Origin of the sequence: Roseovarius nanhaiticus (assembly GCF_900156535.1) — a bacterium.
GTDB lineage: Bacteria > Pseudomonadota > Alphaproteobacteria > Rhodobacterales > Rhodobacteraceae > Roseovarius > Roseovarius nanhaiticus.
Genome location: NZ_FTNV01000001.1, coordinates 1,367,709 through 1,383,447, shown reverse-complemented (window position 1 = coordinate 1,383,447; position 15,739 = coordinate 1,367,709). Strand labels below are relative to the sequence as shown.

General features: G+C 64.8%; 15 protein-coding genes. 9 read left to right on the top strand and 6 right to left on the bottom strand.

Annotated features, from left to right (window positions below):
- The first annotated feature begins 203 nt into the window (after window positions 1-203).
- The 6 genes from BW975_RS18230 to BW975_RS06600 all read left to right on the top strand — a co-directional run bounded on the left by BW975_RS18230 (window position 204) and on the right by BW975_RS06600 (window position 5,305).
- Complete coding sequence (locus tag BW975_RS18230; RefSeq protein WP_244512490.1) at window positions 204-368, top strand: hypothetical protein; 165 nt, start codon at window positions 204-206, stop codon at window positions 366-368.
- A 5-nt stretch (window positions 369-373) separates the two neighbouring features.
- Entirely contained in the window at window positions 374-1,144 is a 771-nt protein-coding gene (gene fabI, locus BW975_RS06620) for an enoyl-ACP reductase FabI (protein ID WP_281967670.1), read from the top strand.
- A gap of 63 nt (window positions 1,145-1,207) precedes the next feature.
- The gene (locus BW975_RS06615) at window positions 1,208-2,602 is read left to right on the top strand and encodes a bifunctional enoyl-CoA hydratase/phosphate acetyltransferase (protein ID WP_076532056.1); all 1,395 of its coding nucleotides are present in this window, start codon (window positions 1,208-1,210) and stop codon (window positions 2,600-2,602) included.
- The gene (locus BW975_RS06610; RefSeq protein WP_076532055.1) at window positions 2,599-3,801 is read left to right on the top strand and encodes an acetate/propionate family kinase; all 1,203 of its coding nucleotides are present in this window, start codon (window positions 2,599-2,601) and stop codon (window positions 3,799-3,801) included. The genes BW975_RS06615 and BW975_RS06610 overlap by 4 nt, the downstream gene beginning before the upstream one ends.
- 72 nt (window positions 3,802-3,873) lie before the next feature.
- Window positions 3,874-4,215, top strand: a complete 342-nt coding sequence (locus BW975_RS06605; RefSeq protein ID WP_076532053.1) for a phasin family protein — start codon at window positions 3,874-3,876, stop codon at window positions 4,213-4,215.
- 235 nt (window positions 4,216-4,450) lie between these two features.
- Complete coding sequence (locus tag BW975_RS06600) at window positions 4,451-5,305, top strand: universal stress protein (protein WP_076532052.1); 855 nt, start codon at window positions 4,451-4,453, stop codon at window positions 5,303-5,305.
- Between the two features lie 783 nt (window positions 5,306-6,088).
- Here BW975_RS06600 and BW975_RS06595 read toward each other — a convergent pair.
- The 3 genes from BW975_RS06595 to BW975_RS06585 all read right to left on the bottom strand — a co-directional run bounded on the left by BW975_RS06595 (window position 6,089) and on the right by BW975_RS06585 (window position 9,600).
- Entirely contained in the window at window positions 6,089-7,702 is a 1,614-nt protein-coding gene (locus tag BW975_RS06595; RefSeq protein ID WP_076532050.1) for an alkaline phosphatase family protein, read from the bottom strand.
- A complete protein-coding gene (kynU, locus tag BW975_RS06590; RefSeq protein ID WP_076532049.1) occupies window positions 7,699-8,895 on the bottom strand; it encodes a kynureninase in 1,197 nt (398 codons plus the stop codon). The genes BW975_RS06595 and kynU overlap by 4 nt, the downstream gene beginning before the upstream one ends.
- Before the next feature lie 345 nt (window positions 8,896-9,240).
- Window positions 9,241-9,600, bottom strand: a complete 360-nt coding sequence (locus BW975_RS06585) for a hypothetical protein (RefSeq protein WP_076532047.1) — start codon at window positions 9,598-9,600, stop codon at window positions 9,241-9,243.
- Window positions 9,601-9,765: 165 nt separating this feature from the next.
- Between BW975_RS06585 and BW975_RS06580 the strand changes: the two genes are divergently transcribed.
- Entirely contained in the window at window positions 9,766-10,662 is an 897-nt protein-coding gene (locus BW975_RS06580; protein WP_076532046.1) for a LysR family transcriptional regulator, read from the top strand.
- Between the two features lie 25 nt (window positions 10,663-10,687).
- Here the strand turns inward: BW975_RS06580 and BW975_RS06575 are convergent, their stop codons facing one another.
- Window positions 10,688-11,701, bottom strand: a complete 1,014-nt coding sequence (locus BW975_RS06575) for a serine hydrolase domain-containing protein (RefSeq protein WP_076532044.1) — start codon at window positions 11,699-11,701, stop codon at window positions 10,688-10,690.
- 34 nt (window positions 11,702-11,735) lie between these two features.
- A complete protein-coding gene (locus tag BW975_RS06570; protein WP_076532042.1) occupies window positions 11,736-12,281 on the bottom strand; it encodes a cytochrome b in 546 nt (181 codons plus the stop codon).
- Between the two features lie 353 nt (window positions 12,282-12,634).
- On the opposite strand from BW975_RS06570, the gene BW975_RS06565 reads away from it, so the two are divergent.
- Complete coding sequence (locus BW975_RS06565; protein WP_076532041.1) at window positions 12,635-13,033, top strand: DoxX family protein; 399 nt, start codon at window positions 12,635-12,637, stop codon at window positions 13,031-13,033.
- Window positions 13,034-13,095: 62 nt separating this feature from the next.
- Window positions 13,096-14,067 carry a glutathione S-transferase family protein gene (locus BW975_RS06560; RefSeq protein WP_076532039.1) on the top strand — a complete coding sequence of 324 codons (972 nt, stop codon included), beginning with the start codon at window positions 13,096-13,098 and terminating at the stop codon, window positions 14,065-14,067.
- Here the strand turns inward: BW975_RS06560 and BW975_RS06555 are convergent.
- Window positions 13,997-15,601 (bottom strand): MFS transporter, encoded by a 1,605-nt coding sequence (locus tag BW975_RS06555; RefSeq protein WP_083686997.1) that lies wholly within the window; start codon window positions 15,599-15,601, stop codon window positions 13,997-13,999. The genes BW975_RS06560 and BW975_RS06555 overlap by 71 nt on opposite strands.
- Window positions 15,602-15,739: the final 138 nt, after the last annotated feature.

Below are 15,739 nucleotides of genomic sequence, written 5' to 3'. Positions count from 1 at the left end.
CCCCGGTACTGCCGCGTCGCAGCGCCGCAGATTTGATTATGGGCATAGTGCGGCGGACCCGTTGGCGCATGACGCGCGGCCGATGCGAGCGCATGGGAGGCCGCCAGATCGGCTGCAGTCTTCGCCTATTGACGAAGGTCAATTACCACCGCGGTCATGCGTGCCATTGCTGGCTGACAACAGGCAATGAACAGGCGCGCATCATGGCAAGAGCCGAGGCAGCACGGCATGACAGCCCTGACCCTGCGCTGGCCAGATGGCTTTCGCGCAATCAGGGCGACACCAAGTCGGCCAGCATCCTCGTAACCGTGGCAAAGAGGCATGTGCCGCGCGGCGACGCGCCCGGCATCTACGTCCTGCAGGAGTGAACGCCGTGATTGATACCCTTCTGAAAGGCAAACGCGGGCTGGTTGTCGGCATCGCGAACGCGCACTCCATCGCAGCAGGGTGCGCGCAGGCCTGTCACGCGGCAGGTGCCGACCTGGCCGTGACCTACGCCAATGATCGCGCGAAACCCTATGTCGCGCCCGTGGCAAGGGATGTGGGCGCCGCGCTGTTTCTGCCACTCGACGTTGAGGTCGAGGGCCAGATGGAGGCGGTGTTCGAGCGGATAGCCGCAGATTGGGGTCGCCTCGATTTTCTGGTTCACTCGATCGCCTTTTGTCCCAAAGATGACTTGCAAGGTCCGGTCAGCGCCTGCTCGAAGGAAGGGTTCGCGCAGGCAATGGACATTTCGGTCCATTCGCTGATCCGCATGACACGCCTTGCGATGCCGTTGATGGAGGACGGCGGCAGCATCGTGACGATGAGCTACCACGGCGCCGAAAAGGTCGTGGACAATTACAACATCATGGGCCCGGTCAAATCCGCACTTGAAGGCACCGTACGCTACCTTGCCGCCGAACTGGGACCGCGCGGAATTCGCGTCAACGCCATCTCTCCCGGTCCGCTCAGGACGCGGGCGGGATCCGGCATCGCCCATTTTGACGCGCTGATAGATGCCGCCCAAAAGCGCGCGCCAAGCCAGAGCCTTGTTACCATTGAAGATGTCGGCAACATGGCCGCCGGGCTTGTCAGTGATCTGTCCCGCAAGGTGACCGGCAATGTCGCCTATGTCGATGGCGGCTTTCACGTGCTGGCCTGACGCGCCCCGCCCCCATGCCCCATCCCGCGCCATATCCGCGCCATCAACCCAAGGCCCGCCACAATGCAGTACATCGAGAACAGAATCTTCGACGAGATGGAGATCGGTGAGAGTGCCGAATTGGTGCGCACATTGCGCCCCGAGGATATCGAGCTGTTTGCCGTCATGTCGGGCGATGTGAACCCGGCGCATGTGGACGCGGAATTCGCCGGCTCGGACATGTTTCACCGTGTGATCGCGCATGGCATGTGGGGCGGCGCGCTGATCTCGGCCGTTTTGGGCACCGAGTTGCCGGGCCCCGGCACGATCTATCTTGACCAAAGTTTCAGCTTTCGCGCGCCGGTGGGCGTCGGCGATACCGTGACGATCCGCGTGACCGTGGCCGAGAAGATCGCCGAGCATAAGCATGTCGCGCTGGATTGCCTTTGCACCAACCAGAAGGGCGAGACGGTGATCGAGGGCCGCGCGCTGGTCATTGCGCCCAGCGTCAAGGTGCGGCGCCCCCGCATCGTTCTGCCCGAGGTGCATCTGCATGCGCGCGGCGACCGCTTTGACGAGTTGATCCGCGCAACCGCCCCGCTTGATCCGGTGCGCACCGCCGTCGTCCATCCCTGCGATGCGCTGTCGCTCCGAGGCGCACTGGAAGCGGGCGACAAGGCGCTGATCATTCCCGTTCTGGTTGGCCCGCGCGCCAAGATCGAGGCGGCCGCCGCCGAGATCGACCGCGATCTGAGCGGTATCGAGATCGTGGAGGTGCCCCATAGCCATGCCGCCGCCGACACCGCCGTGGCCCTCGCGCGCAAGGGCGAGGTCGGCATGCTGATGAAGGGCAAGCTGCACACCGACGAACTCCTGGCGGCGGCCGTCAACAGGGACACCGGCCTGCGCACCGAACGCCGGATGAGCCATGTTTTCGCGCTCGACGTGCCGAACTATCCAAGGCCGCTTTTCGTCACCGATGCCGCGATCAACATATCCCCCGATCTGGCCACCAAGCGCGACATCGTCCAGAACGTGATCGAGCTGGCCCTTGCCCTCGGGATCAAGATACCAAAGGTCGCCATCCTCTCGGCGGTCGAGACGGTGACGCCCAGCATCCCCTCGACGCTGGATGCCGCCGCCCTATGCAAGATGGCCGAGCGCGGACAGATCCTTGGCGGGGTCATCGACGGCCCGCTCGCTTTCGACAATGCCGTGTCCAAGGTGGCGGCCGAAGCCAAGGGCATCCGCTCGGACGTGGCCGGCCAGGCCGATATCCTGATCGTGCCGGATCTGGAGGCCGGAAACATGGTGGCCAAGCAGCTGATCTATCTCGCCGGTGCAGACGCCGCCGGGATCGTTCTGGGCGCGCGTGTGCCGATTGTTCTGACCAGCCGTGCGGACGGCGTGATGTCACGCCTCGCCTCGGCGGCAATGGCGCAACTGCTGGTCCATCGCGGTGCGGCAGGCACGGCATGAGCGGGATCATCCTCACCCTTAACGCCGGATCGTCCAGCATCAAATTCGCGGTCTTTGAAGCGGGCGACGCGCCATCGGCCCCCCTGATCCGAGGCAGCATCGCCGGGATCGGCAGCACGCCCGTTTTTGCCGCGCGCGGCACTGGCGGCACGGCCCTGGACGGTCGTCCCTTCGCCGCGTTGGATGCAAGTTCAAGCCACGACGCCGCAATTTCGCTCTTGCTGCCATGGCTGTCGGAGCAGACCGGCGATGACCCGCTGGTGGCCATCGGCCACCGCGTTGTGCATGGCGGCAGGGAGTTGACCGGGCCCATGCGGATCACGCCCCCCGTGCTGAACGAGATCGAGCGCCTCATTCCCCTCGCACCGCTTCACCAGCCACACAACGTCGCGGCCATCCGTGCGGTGGCCAGATGGCAGCCCGATGTGCCGCAGATCGCGTGCTTTGACACCAGTTTTCACGCCACTCAGGACAGGCTGGCACAGCTTTTTGCCCTGCCCCGCGCCCTGTCGGACGAAGGCATCATCCGCTACGGCTTTCACGGGCTGTCGTACGACTATATCGCCAGCGCTCTGCCCTCGCATCTAGCGCCGGGCAAGGACCGGGTCATCGTTGCCCATCTGGGCAATGGAGCCAGCATGTGCGCGATGCGCGGCGGCAAAAGCCGCGCGACCAGTATGGGGTTCACCGCCCTCGACGGCCTGATGATGGGGCGGCGCTGCGGCACGCTCGATCCGGGCGTGGTTCTCTATCTCATGCAAGAAAAGGGTATGAGCGCCGGCGAGGTTGCCACCCTTCTCTACAAGCAGTCAGGCCTCTTGGGCGTGTCACAGCTGACCAATGACATGGCCGTGCTGGAGGCCAGCGCGGACGCGCGCGCGCGTGAGGCGATCGAGCTTTTCTGCTACCGCGCGGCCAGCAGCCTTGCCGGACTTGTCCCCGCAATCGGTGGGCTGGACGCAATTGTCTTTACGGCAGGCATCGGCGAGAATTCGGCGTTGGTGCGCGATCTCATTTGCGCCCGACTGGACTGGCTGGGCGTTTTGCTGAGCCCATCTGAAAACACCGCAGGCGCCGCCAGGATCAGCGCGCCAGCCTCACGCGTTGATGTTCTGGTCATCCCGACGAATGAAGAAGCGGTGGTGGCGGATGCCTGCCGAGCGATCCTGAATGGCGCAAATTGCACGTCCATAGATTGACGCGGATCAATTGATGAATTTGCAAGATCGCTAAACTCGCCTCTCAGACATGCAGTCTGAAGGAGAAATATCATGAGCGGGAGCCAAAAAGCGGACGCGACCCAGCCGCCCCAGACCGATCTGATGAAAGCCATGCGTGATGCAGGCTTGAAGGCCATGCCCAATGCCGCGATGCCACTGTTCGAAGCGATGTCCGAGATGGGAAGCCAAATGCTGACCTTCACAGCAGAGCGCATCCGAAAAGACGTCGAGACGCAGCACGCCCTGCTGCATGCCAAGACGTTCGCGGAGATCCAGCATCTTCAGGCCCAGTTCTTTCAGCAAGCCCTTGAGGACTACATCGCCGAGACCTCGAAATTGATGGAGATGAGCAGAACGCTGGCGCCGAAGGCGCCTGGCGACGCGCAGGACTGACGCCGCGGGCGCATCGAAAGGGTAAGTTATCGTGGAGGACGGGGGGGGGCGTGCTGCTTCGGTTGGTGCCGGCAATTGAACGCGCGGTATCGCGCGCCCGCGAAACTGCTCGGCAGCCGGGATCCATGACCGCCAGACCAACAGCTTGCGCCCACACACCGATCGACCGACCTCAATGACGCCAGCGCCGCCACACAATGTGAGTAGAGAAACATAGCAGAGCAAGGATGAACCGATGAAAAACGCCACCGTCCTGATTGCGATCGGCAAGGACGCCTCCGGGCCCCATCTTGCCGCCAAACTCGAAACATTGCGCACGCGGTCGATGCGCGCCGTGATCCTCGTTCTGGGGGATATGCCGGTGTTTCCGTATTACGGGTCGGGCATGCCGCTTTATGGCGCGTCCGATGTGCCGATCGAATGGCAGCAAAGGGTCGAGGCGCAAAAAGATGCGCTTCAGGCCAAGGCGGACGAGGTCGAAGCACTTTTGCAGCAGCACGATGTTCCTGGCGAGGTGTCTGCCGTCATCTGCGAGCCGTCGCGCATCGCCGAGACCATCGCGCAGCGCGCGATATTCGCCGACATCGCGATGATCGGCGAGGATCTGCGCCAGACCGAGCTGGTGTTCCGCGAGGCCGTTTACGGCGTGCTCTTTCAGTCGCCAATCGGTGTGCTGCTGAACGACCGGGAGGCTAGCGTGCTTGACCATGCCAAGCGCGTTTTCGTTGCGTGGAATTCCCACCTGTCGTCAGCCCGCGCCGTGCATCTCGCCCTTCCGCTGCTACGCAAGGCCGAAGAGGTGATCATCGGGACAGTTGATCCCGTGAGCGCCGACTTCGCCGAAGGCGAAGACCCCGGTGTCGATGTCGCCACCTGGCTCAGTCATCGCGGGTGCAAAGTGTCAGTCCAGCAATATCCCAGCGGCGGCCAGAGCGTGGCAGATTGCCTGCTCGACCGGGCGCGAGACGCAGGCGCGGATCTGATCGTGATGGGGTCCTACGGGCATTCCAGAACGCGCCAGGCGCTTTTCGGCGGCACCACCCGCTCGCTGGTCGAGCAGACCAAACAGCCGGTTTTTCTGGCCCACTAAACGCGCCGCGCTCTCACTGACCGCCTTGTCGGGCAGCAAGGCGCGATGGCTAAGGCAGACCTCCGGTCGGCCCTGGAGGACAGGCTAGTCAGAGCGCCTCGCAGTGTATGACGTTCTCACGACGGCAGGGTGCCACAGCTCGACCGGGCTCCGGCATGGCATCCAGCCGCCGTGTCGTTTTGGCGCGCGACCCATTGGCCCCGATTGCCAGCCACGAGCCGCATCAACGAGGCGGACTGGCTCAAAGAAGTTCTGCAAAGCAGAGGGATACGAACATTCACCCCGAGCAGCAAAAGAGCGCGAGACAACGTGAAAACGTCGCAACCACCGTCGAGGTCGTTTTTGGCCAGCTGGAGGATTGTCGGACCGTGGCAACCCGACCTGACAGATGCCCGAAACATTCTGGCCACAACCGCCCGCGCCGCGATCCTGATCCATTGCCATGAGGCCTGACCTTCGCTTTGCTCATTTCTCGATCTTCCGGCGTTCTTCCAAGCTCAGCTGCGCGAAACAGCGTCCCCTCCAAACTCACGTAACACACTGTTTTAAGTACGTATTTTTAATTCGTATTTTAGTTCACCCGTCCAATCTGACAAAGCGCAATATCAGACACGTCTCGACGTGACTGCTTGGGATCGAGCCAGATGAATTGAGGATGGCGCACGACCGGCGTAAATTCGGCGCCCCTCTTGCGGACTCGCCATCTACAGATCGTCACCGGCCAGACACTCGCCAGTCGAACGCGCCTGTCCTCGAAGGGCCGCACGTGGCAGAGCCATACGATCAGGACCGGCCCTTGGGCGCCTTTTTACCGCGCGCCATATCGGCCTCGTCGTAGAACCCGATCCAGATGCCCTCATCCATCTCGATCTCGGTCAGGGCCTCGACGCGCGCGTCGCTCATCGTGGTGCGGTTGCGCAGCCGCTCGGTCCAGCGCAGCAGCGCGGCGCTCAGCCTGTCGCGTGTGGCCGCATGGGCGGGATCGGCGCCCAGATCGGTGAATTCCTGCGGATCGCTCTCCAGATCGAACAGCATCGGGCGGTGCCCGGTGACATGGACCATCTTCCAGCGCCCGTCGAAAAGCATGACCGCCCGGCTGTCGCGCACCGCGCTGCCCAGCAAAACCCGCGCCTCGCGGAAGGCGAAATCATATTCCGACACGGCCACCTCGCGCGGCCAGTTCCCCGCGCCATGGATCAGCGGCAGCAGGGAATGACCCTCAAGGATATGGTCCGGCACGGCCCCGCCCGCCGCCTCGATGAAGGTCGGCACCAGATCGATCGCCTCGATCAGATCGCTATTGATCTGCCCGCGCGTGGCTTCGGCGCGCGGGTCAGGATCGACCACGATCAGCGGGATGCGCACGGATTGCTCGTGAAAGAGCTCCTTCTCGCCCAGCCAGTGATCGCCCAGGTAATCGCCGTGATCCGAGGTGAACACGATCAGCGTGTCGTCCAGCCTCCCCGCCTCCTCCAGATGCCGCATCAGCACGCCGATCTGGTCGTCGATCTGGGTGATGAGCCCCATATAGGCCGGGATCACCGCGCGGCGGACCTCGTCGCGGGACATGCATTTCGACGTGCGATGCGCCTGGTAGGCGGCCAGCAGCGGATGGGGATCTGCGCGCTCGGACTCGGCACGGATAGCGGGCGGCACATCCGCCTCGCCATAGATCTCGTGATAGGGCGCGGGCGCGATATAGGGCCAGTGCGGCTTGATATAGCTCAGGTGCAGGCACCACGGATCATCGCCCGCCTGATCGAGGAATTCGATGGCGCGGGCGGTGGTGTAATGCGTCTCGGACTCCTCGGCGCGCACCCGCGCCGGGCGGCGTGCGTTCTGCATGAGCCAGCCCGACAGGATCGTGCCATCCGCATCCTCGGCGGAATTGGCCCAGTCCTGCCACGGGTTTTCGCCGTCATAGCCTTGGGCGGCCAGGTAGTCATTGTAATGCGACGGCTGCTTGCCGCCCGTGGGATGCACGCCGTCCAGCCGATCCCACACCTCGAACCCGCATTCGGCCACCAGCGCGCCGATTTCCGACGATTTGGACACGCCCAGACGCTCCATCCCCTCGGTATCGGCGGTCATATGCGTCTTGCCACACAGCACCGTGCGCAGGCCCAGCGGGCGCAGGTACTCGCCCAAGCTGCGCTCGCCCAGCTTGAGCGGGACCATGTTCCAGGTGGAGCCGTGGCTGCGCACATAGCGCCCGGTGTAGAAACTCATCCGGCTGGGGCCGCAGATGGGCGATTGCACATAGGCCCGGTCGAACCGCAGGCCGCGCGCCGCCAGCGCGTCGATATTGGGCGTGCGGATCGACGGATGGCCGGTGCAGTCGAGATAGTCCCAGCGCAGCTGGTCGCACATGATGAAGAGGATATTCCGGGCGGTCATGTCACGAGGGATCGCTTCTGGAATCGCTCGTCCTTCCAGCGTTCCTCCTTCAGGATCGCCTCCAGCGTATCCACCGCGCCCATGATCTCCACCTCGCCGATGAAGAGCGGCGTGATGCCGAAGCGCATGACATCGGGCGCGCGGAAATCGCCGATGACATTCTCTGCGATCAGCGCCTGCATCGCGGCGTAACCGTTCTCATAGGCGAAGGATACATGACTGCCCCGCGCCTGCGGATCGCGCGGGCTGACGAGGGTCAGGCCGGGGCAGCGCGATTCGACCTCGCGGATGAACAGCTCGGACAGCGCGATGGACTTGGCGTGCAGATCGCCCATATCCACCCCGTCCCAGATATCGAGCGCGGCGGACAGGAGCGCAAAGGAGGCGATCGAGGGCGTGCCGATGCGCATCCGCTCGATTCTGCCCGGCATGGGGCGGTAATCCTTGTCGAAGGCAAAGGGCGCCTCATGCCCGTACCAGCCCGACAGGAACGGCTCGACCGTATCCAGAAGGCGCGGCGCGACATGGATGAAGGCGGGCGCGCCGGGGCCGCCATTGAGGTATTTATAGGTGCAGCCGATGGCGAAATCCGTATCGCACCCGCCCACATCGACCGGCACCGCCCCCGCCGAATGCGCCAGATCCCAGACCACGACAGCGCCCACGGAATGTGCCCTCTCGATGATCGCGCGCATGTCATGGCGCCGCCCGGTGCGGTAATCGACCTCGGTGATCATCACCACGCCGACCTCCTCGGTGATGCCGGCCATCACATCCTCGGGGTCCGGCGTGCGCAGCGTGTAGCCGGCGTCCTTCAGCTTGATCAGCCCCTCGACCATGTAGAGATCGGTGGGAAAATTGCCATTGTCCGACAGGATCACGCGGCGATCCGGCACCATCGCCATCCCGGCGGCGACCGCCTGAAACACCTTGATCGAGAGGGTATCGCCCACAACGGTCGTGCCCTCGGGCGCGCCGATCAGGCGGCCCACGCGGTCGCCCAGCGTGTTGGTCTGCATGAACCAGTTCTTGGTGTTCCAGCCCTTGATCAGCTCGGTGCGCCACTCGTCATTGAGAAACCCGGTCATCGCCGGCACCGCCGCCTTGGGCATAGGGCCCAATGAGTTGCCGTTGAGATAGATCATGCCCTCGGGCAGGTCGAACTGGCGGCGCGTGGCCTGAAAATCGGTCAAGGGCGTGCTCCTTCTGAACTCCGGTCGGTCAGTGCGCTCCCAAGCCACGGGCCGGAGGCGCGAAGGGACATGAACGGCCCCTCTTGCCCGACAAGCACAAGGACGTCCGCCATCTGGGGGCCGAAGATTTTTCCCTGCTGCCAGAGTATCTCAGGATGCGCCGCGCCGCGCCATCCCCTCTGCCAAGCGGGTATTCAAAGTAGTGATAACTGGCGCCCCAATTCGACAGACTGCGGCGCGGATGCGCCGACCATGGCCTGCCTTTCTTGACTGCGCCACGGCAATGCACCGGCACCGCCCTGGGGGCAGTGCCAGTTCCATCACGGTATGGGGTCTGTGACGCGGTTAACCGATATCCGTCTCGCGCTCACGGGCGCTCAACTCAGCAATGTCGGTCTCGCGCTCACGCGCGCTCAGCTCGGCGATGTCGGTGTCCCGCTCGCGTTCGCTCAGCTCGGCAATGTCGGTCTCACGCTCACGGGCGCTCAGCTCGGCAATATCCGTCTCGCGCTCACGCGCGCTCAGCTCGGCGATGTCGGTGTCCCGCTCGCGTTCGCTCAGCTCGGCGGATTGCACCGGCTCCGCGAGCGTGGTGATGGATTGGGTCAGTTCGATGCCGGCCGCGCTTCGCAAGTCGATCGCGCTCGATGCGGCGGCGGGGGTGGCGGTTGCGGCGATGATGGCCAGAATGGATACGATACGCATGAGTCTGTTCCTTTCATGGGCCTGCGCTTCGGCAGGATCCTTTGGTTTTCGGTGTGAGCCACCTCCTGGCTCGTCTCTGTGACCGGAAACTAGGCTTTGCCTTTTCGGTTTGAAATGACGATGATCGCGAATGAGAATCTTCGTTTTGTTCCGAAAGAGAGCGCAATGGATATCGTTGATCAACTCAAGGCATTTGTCGCCACGGCGCAGACCGGCTCCTTCACGGCGGCCGGTGACCAGATGGGCATTTCCAATCGGCTGACCTCGAAATACGTCGCCGAGCTGGAGGCGCGGCTGAAGGTCCGGCTCTTGCAGCGGACGACCCGGAAGGTGGGGCTGACGCCGGCGGGAGAGGATCTTCTGGCGCGCGCGCCGATGCTGCTGGACGAACTGGACGATCTTCTGTCCGAGGTCGCGCAGGACTCGCGCGGGCTGAGCGGCACGATCCGGATTTCCGCGCCGGTCGTCTTTGGCGAAAGCTACGTCACCGGCATGATCGCGCGGTTCGCCGCCGCCAACCCGGCGCTGGTGTTCGACCTGCGGCTGAGCGATCGCTATATCGACTTGGCCAGCGAGGGGATCGACCTCGCCTTTCGGCTGGGGCAGTCCGAGACGCTGACCATCAAGGGCCGCAAGCTCGGCACGTTCAGAAGCGCGCTTGTCGCCAGCCTGGATTACATCGAACGGCACGGCGCCCCGCAGCGCCCGCAGGATCTGTCGCACCATGCCTGCATCGTCGACACCAACCGCAAGTCACCGCGAAAATGGGCCTTCGCCTCGAACGGGTCGCAGACGGTGGTGGACGTGCAGGGCCGCTTTCAGGTGAATTCCGCGCGGGCCGCCGCGCAACTTGCGACGGATGGCATGGGCATCGCCTATCTGCCGCGCTTCACCCTCGACGCCCATCCGGGCGCCGGCAGCCTCGTGCATCTTCTGGAGGAGTATCAATGCGATGGCGGCCCGATCAACGTCGTCTATCTCGAAGGCCGTGCCTTGCCGAAAAAGGTGCGCGCCCTCATCGACTTCGCCGCGGATGACATCCGCCGCATCGGCGTTCTGTGACCGGCGCAAGCCTATGGCAGGCGCGTCACAAATCCCCCTGCGCCGCGCTGGCGGCGATGCGGCCCATCAATCTGCGCAGCTCTCCGAAATGTCCCTCGGAGCGTGCGGGCAATGTCGGATCGGACGTGATGGCGATCGTCAGATCCAGATCCGGCACCACCGCCAGGATCTGCCCCCCGTAGCCCCGCCCGTAGGCGGCGGCATGCCCATCAAGGCGGGTCAGGAACCAGCCATAGCCATAGCGGTCCCCGCTCCATTGCGAGCGCCCGCGCGGCTCGAGGGAGGTTGCGATCCAGTCTGCAGGCACCACCTGATCGCCGTTCCACCGCCCCTCCGCCAGCACCATGTCGCCGATCCGGGCCAGCGCGCGGGGCGACAGCGCCATCTGGTTGCCGCCCATGTAATTGCCCTGCGGATCGCGCTGCCACGGCGCGATCTCGATATCCAGCGGATCGCCCAGCCAGCGCTGCGCGAGGCTGTGCAGATCGCGCCCTGCCCCGCGCGCAAGCGCGGCGCCCAGCAGATGCCAGCCGCCCGTCGAATAGATGAAGCGCCCGCCCGGCTCGGCCACCAGATCCCGGCCCAGCACATGATCGACCCAGTTCGGGCTGGCCACCCAGGCGCCATATTCCGCGCCCGAGGTGCTGGCCAGGCCCGCCCGCATCGACAGAAGATCCCCGATGGTGATCTCGTCGCGCACGTCCCCCGTGGCGGCACGCCCGAGGGCGGGCAGCACCCGCGCGTCCGGGCCGGGCAAGGCCCCGCGCGCGATGCCGATGCCGGTGAGCAGCGCCAGAAGTGTCTTGGAGACCGATTTCACATTCGCAGGCGCATCCAGCCCCCTGCCCGCGAAGGCGCGCTCGAACACGGGCGCGCTGCCGCGATGGATGACAAGGGCATGCAACTGATCGAGATCGCCCGCCATCGCCTCGAAATCGCCGGGTTCAGAGGCTTGCGCGCGGGCATCCCCCGCTGTCCCTGCCGGGACGGCCAGGGCGGCCGTTGCGCCCGCGATGGTCTGGCGTCTGGTGAGCGTCATGCGTCTGTCCATGGGTTGCCGCGCGCCCATTGCGCTAGGCCGAGCCCGTCATGCGCTGCAGCGTGCCGTCCCGCTTGATCAGGTGATGCCAGAGGATCGCCATTGCCGCATGCCCCAGCACCAAGAGGGCCAGTATCCACCCCATCTCGCCGTGCCACTCGGCCGGGGCGCGCATCCACGCGATTTCCGCCGGTTGCGCCGGGAAGATCGGAATGCCGAGATAGCTGAAGCCGCGCGTGCCCCCCGCCGCGGCAAGAAGCCGGACCGACGGGACGATCACCATGAGCGCGTAGATCGCCAGATGCCCGGCAAAGGCCGCCCGCCCCAGAAGGCCCGAATGTCCGGGCCGCCGCCCGATATTCGCCAGCCCCCAGACCCCGCGCAGCAGGACAAGCAGGAAAAGCGTGGCGCCGAGCGTGGGATGATAGCTCCAGAGCGCCTCGCGCACCGCATGTTCGCGCGGCAAGGCCCAATGCGCGGCGGCCGAGAGGAACTGCGCCGCAAAGAGGAGCGCCATGCCCCAATGAAAGATGCGGCTTATCAGGCCGTATCGGTCCTGACTGTCGGTGAGCTGAGGCATGGGCGTCTCCTTGTCATCCGGTGCAGGATAGCAGATGCGCAGTTGTCGGGGATCACGATATCATCAGCCCGAGGACGCGGCGCAGCGGAACCCGATATGGCGATGCCCGCGGGAGGCCGTGATCGCGCGCTATCGAAGCGATCATTATGGGAAAAGCGGCCTGTAGCCACGCCGACCGACGTCGGACCCATATCCAGCGGCGCGGGTTTATTACAGTGAGCGCAACAGTGAATGACAGATTACACCTGTTCCGCGGCGCTGCGCCGCTCTCTATGTTGGCCTCGAGCGCCAGCGCATCACCGCCGATCCGGCGCGCAGGCACAGCTTTCGCCACCTGAAAGGAGGGATCAGAGATGACCCGCGAGTTTGAGACCGAATGGAGGCCCCGCGCGCTCAGCGTTTTGCGCATCGCAGCCGGACTGACCTTCCTGTGCTACGGCACGGAAAAGATCCTCGGCTTTCCGGCGGGCCGCACGCCCGAGATGTTCACGATGTCATGGACCGCCGGCGTGATCGAGCTTGTCACCGGGGCGCTGATCGCGCTCGGCCTTCTGACCCGCCCCGCCGCCTTCATCGCCTCGGGCACGATGGCCGCCGCCTACTTCATCGCGCATGCGCCGCAAAGCGTCTTTCCTTCCGTCAATGGCGGCGCCGGGGCGATCCTCTTTTGCTTCGTCTTTTTCTACCTCATCTTCGCGGGCCCCGGCCCCTGGAGCATCGACGCCCTGCGGGCGCGCCGCGCGGGCGCATAGCGGCTCGCAACTCACACACCCGTCAGGCACGCGCCTGACCCATCACAGGAGACACAAATCCCATGGGACTTCTCATCGACGGCGAATGGCACGACAAATGGTATGACACCGACAGCACCGGCGGCAAATTCGAGCGCAGCGAGGCGCAGTTCCGCAATTGGGTGACCGCAGATGGCAGCGCCGGGCCGACCGGCCAAGGCGGGTTCAAGGCCGAGGCGGGGCGATATCACCTCTATGTCTCGCTCGCCTGCCCCTGGGCCAACCGCACGCTGATCCTGCGCAGCCTCAAGGGGCTGAAGGACGCCATCGGCCTGTCGGTCGTCAACCCCTATATGGGCGCGCATGGCTGGACGTTTCAGCCCGGCCCCGGCGTCATCGCAGACCCCGGCGGCGCGGATTACATGTACCAGGTCTATCTGCGCGCTGATCCGAACTATTCGGGCCGCGTGACCGTGCCGGTCCTCTGGGACAAGGAGCGCGAAACCATCGTCAGCAACGAATCCGCCGACATCATCCGCATGCTCAACTCGGCCTTTGCGGAGATCGCGACGGATGACACCGATTACAGCCCGGACGAGCTGATGGGCGAGATCGACGAGATCAACGCGCTGACCTATGACGCGGTCAATAACGGTGTCCACAAGGCCGGTTTCGCCACCGACCAGAAGGTCTACGAGGGCGAGGTGAAGAAGCTCTTCGATGCGCTCGATACGCTGGAGGACCGGCTGGGCAAGCAGCGCTACCTCGTCGGCGACCGCCTGACCGAGGCGGATTGGCGCCTCTTCACCACGCTCATCCGCTTCGATCCGGTCTATCACGGGCATTTCAAGTGCAACCTGAAGATGCTGAAGGATTACAACAATCTCTGGAGCTATACGCGCGAGCTCTACCAGATCCCCGGCGTTGCCGAGACGGTGGATTTCGACCACATCCAGCAGCATTACTACCGCAGCCACGGCACCATCAACCCCAACGGGATCGTGCCCGCCGGGCCGGTGCTGGACTATCAGCAGCCCTCGACCCGGGGCTTCTGAGGCGATCTGCCGAATGCGGGTCGAAATGCCGGCGCAGGGTCTGCGCCGGCATTTTGCTGTGCGCAGGGTGCGCGCGGCGCCTCAGGCGCGCGCGGTCGCGCTGGTCCTTGATCGCGACCAGCAGCGCGGCAAAGACCACGGCGGCGATCAGGCCGAAGCCCGTGACCATCGCCATCGCCCAGGAGGTCGCCGCGAGGGTATAGAACGAGGCCGCCGTGATCACCGCGATGCCCACCGCCGTGCCGATGCGCTGCCCCGTCTGCATGATCGCGCCCGAACTGCCCGCGTAGTCCAACGGCACATCGGCCAGTGTCAGGGTCTGGTTCGGGCTGATGACCGAGCCCTGGGCCATGCCGACAAAGGCCAGCGACGCCATCAGCCACCAGATGCTGACAAGCCCCGCCTCATGCAGGAGCACGACACCGATGCTCAGCCCCAGCCCGACCAGCGCCAGCGTCAGACCCCAGATCACCACCTTGCGCCCCAGACGCATCACGCGGCTGCCCGCCCAATAGGCCGCCGAGGCCGACAGCAGCGCGGCGGGTATGCCGAAAAACCCCGATTCCAGCGCCGACTTGCCCCCGCCCTCCTGAACATAGAGCGCGACCAGAACCCAGACGCTGGTGACGCCCATGAAGTAGAGCGTCATGATGGTGATCCCGTGCGAATAGCTGCGAGTCGAGAAGATCTTGAGATCGACCATCGGGCTGAGGCCAAGGCGCAGATAGCGCCGCTCCCACCAGACCCAGGCCCAGACCAGCCCCAGACCGACCGGCAGCAAGAGCCAGATCAGCGCGCTGCCGCTATGCTCGACAAAGGGGAAAAGGATCGCCAGCACCGCGAGCGCCAGCAAGAGCGCGCCCACGGGATCGAGCGAGCGCAGCCCGCTGCCGGTGCGCGGCAGGCGTATGATCAGCGGACGCGGAAACCACCTCAGCCCCAGGATCAGGGCGGCGGCGCCAATGGGCACATTGACCAGAAAGGTCAGCCGCCAGCCCAGCTCGGGGCCGCCCAGCTCAATCAGCAGCCCGCCCAGAACCGGGCCGATGGCGACAGAAACGCCGACCGCCGTGCCGAAATAACCGAAGGCCCGCCCGCGCGCATCGCCGCGAAAGTAATGCTGGATCATGCCCAGGCCTTGCGGGTTCAAGAGGCCCGAGCCGACCCCTTGCGCAAAGCGCGCGGCATTCAGCCATTCGGCATTGGGGGCCAGCCCCGCCGCGATGGATGAGACGGTAAAGATGCCGACCCCGATCAGGAACAGCCCGCCGCGCCCCATGATGTCCCCGGCCCGGCCCGCGCCCACCAGAACGACACCGAAGGTCAGCGCATAGCCCGAGAGCACCCATTGCAGATCCGATTGCGACGCATCGAGGCCGATGCGGATCGATGGCAGGGCCACGTTGACGATGCTGACGCCGACAAGGGTCATGAAGATCGTGATGATCAGCACGAAGAGGATGCGCCAGCGCACCGGATCGGCGGTGGGATCGTCCTGCGGCACCGGCGCCGCATCGGTTTTGGGGGAATTCATCGCAAGGAACTTTCTAAACAATCGGCCGGTGGCGGCGTTAAGAGCCGCCGGCCCAATCAGGTACTTAAGAAGCGGCGGGTTGCGCAGAGCACGACGACCGCCATTTCAGAGCGCCGCTCCCATGATGTCGGGCTGCGG

Excerpts from the sequence above, each read along its gene's own strand:
- BW975_RS18230 (WP_244512490.1), top strand. The coding sequence starts at position 204 with ATGGCAAGAGCCGAGGCAGCACGGCATGACAGCCCTGACCCTGCGCTG.
- BW975_RS06615 (WP_076532056.1), top strand. The coding sequence starts at position 1,208 with ATGCAGTACATCGAGAACAGAATCTTCGACGAGATGGAGATCGGTGAG.
- BW975_RS06610 (WP_076532055.1), top strand. The coding sequence starts at position 2,599 with ATGAGCGGGATCATCCTCACCCTTAACGCCGGATCGTCCAGCATCAAA.
- BW975_RS06605 (WP_076532053.1), top strand. The coding sequence starts at position 3,874 with ATGAGCGGGAGCCAAAAAGCGGACGCGACCCAGCCGCCCCAGACCGAT.
- BW975_RS06600 (WP_076532052.1), top strand. The coding sequence starts at position 4,451 with ATGAAAAACGCCACCGTCCTGATTGCGATCGGCAAGGACGCCTCCGGG.
- BW975_RS06595 (WP_076532050.1), bottom strand. The coding sequence starts at position 7,702 with ATGACCGCCCGGAATATCCTCTTCATCATGTGCGACCAGCTGCGCTGG.
- BW975_RS06585 (WP_076532047.1), bottom strand. The coding sequence starts at position 9,600 with ATGCGTATCGTATCCATTCTGGCCATCATCGCCGCAACCGCCACCCCC.
- BW975_RS06580 (WP_076532046.1), top strand. The coding sequence starts at position 9,766 with ATGGATATCGTTGATCAACTCAAGGCATTTGTCGCCACGGCGCAGACC.
- BW975_RS06575 (WP_076532044.1), bottom strand. The coding sequence starts at position 11,701 with ATGACGCTCACCAGACGCCAGACCATCGCGGGCGCAACGGCCGCCCTG.
- BW975_RS06570 (WP_076532042.1), bottom strand. The coding sequence starts at position 12,281 with ATGCCTCAGCTCACCGACAGTCAGGACCGATACGGCCTGATAAGCCGC.
- BW975_RS06565 (WP_076532041.1), top strand. The coding sequence starts at position 12,635 with ATGACCCGCGAGTTTGAGACCGAATGGAGGCCCCGCGCGCTCAGCGTT.
- BW975_RS06560 (WP_076532039.1), top strand. The coding sequence starts at position 13,096 with ATGGGACTTCTCATCGACGGCGAATGGCACGACAAATGGTATGACACC.
- BW975_RS06555 (WP_083686997.1), bottom strand. The coding sequence starts at position 15,601 with ATGAATTCCCCCAAAACCGATGCGGCGCCGGTGCCGCAGGACGATCCC.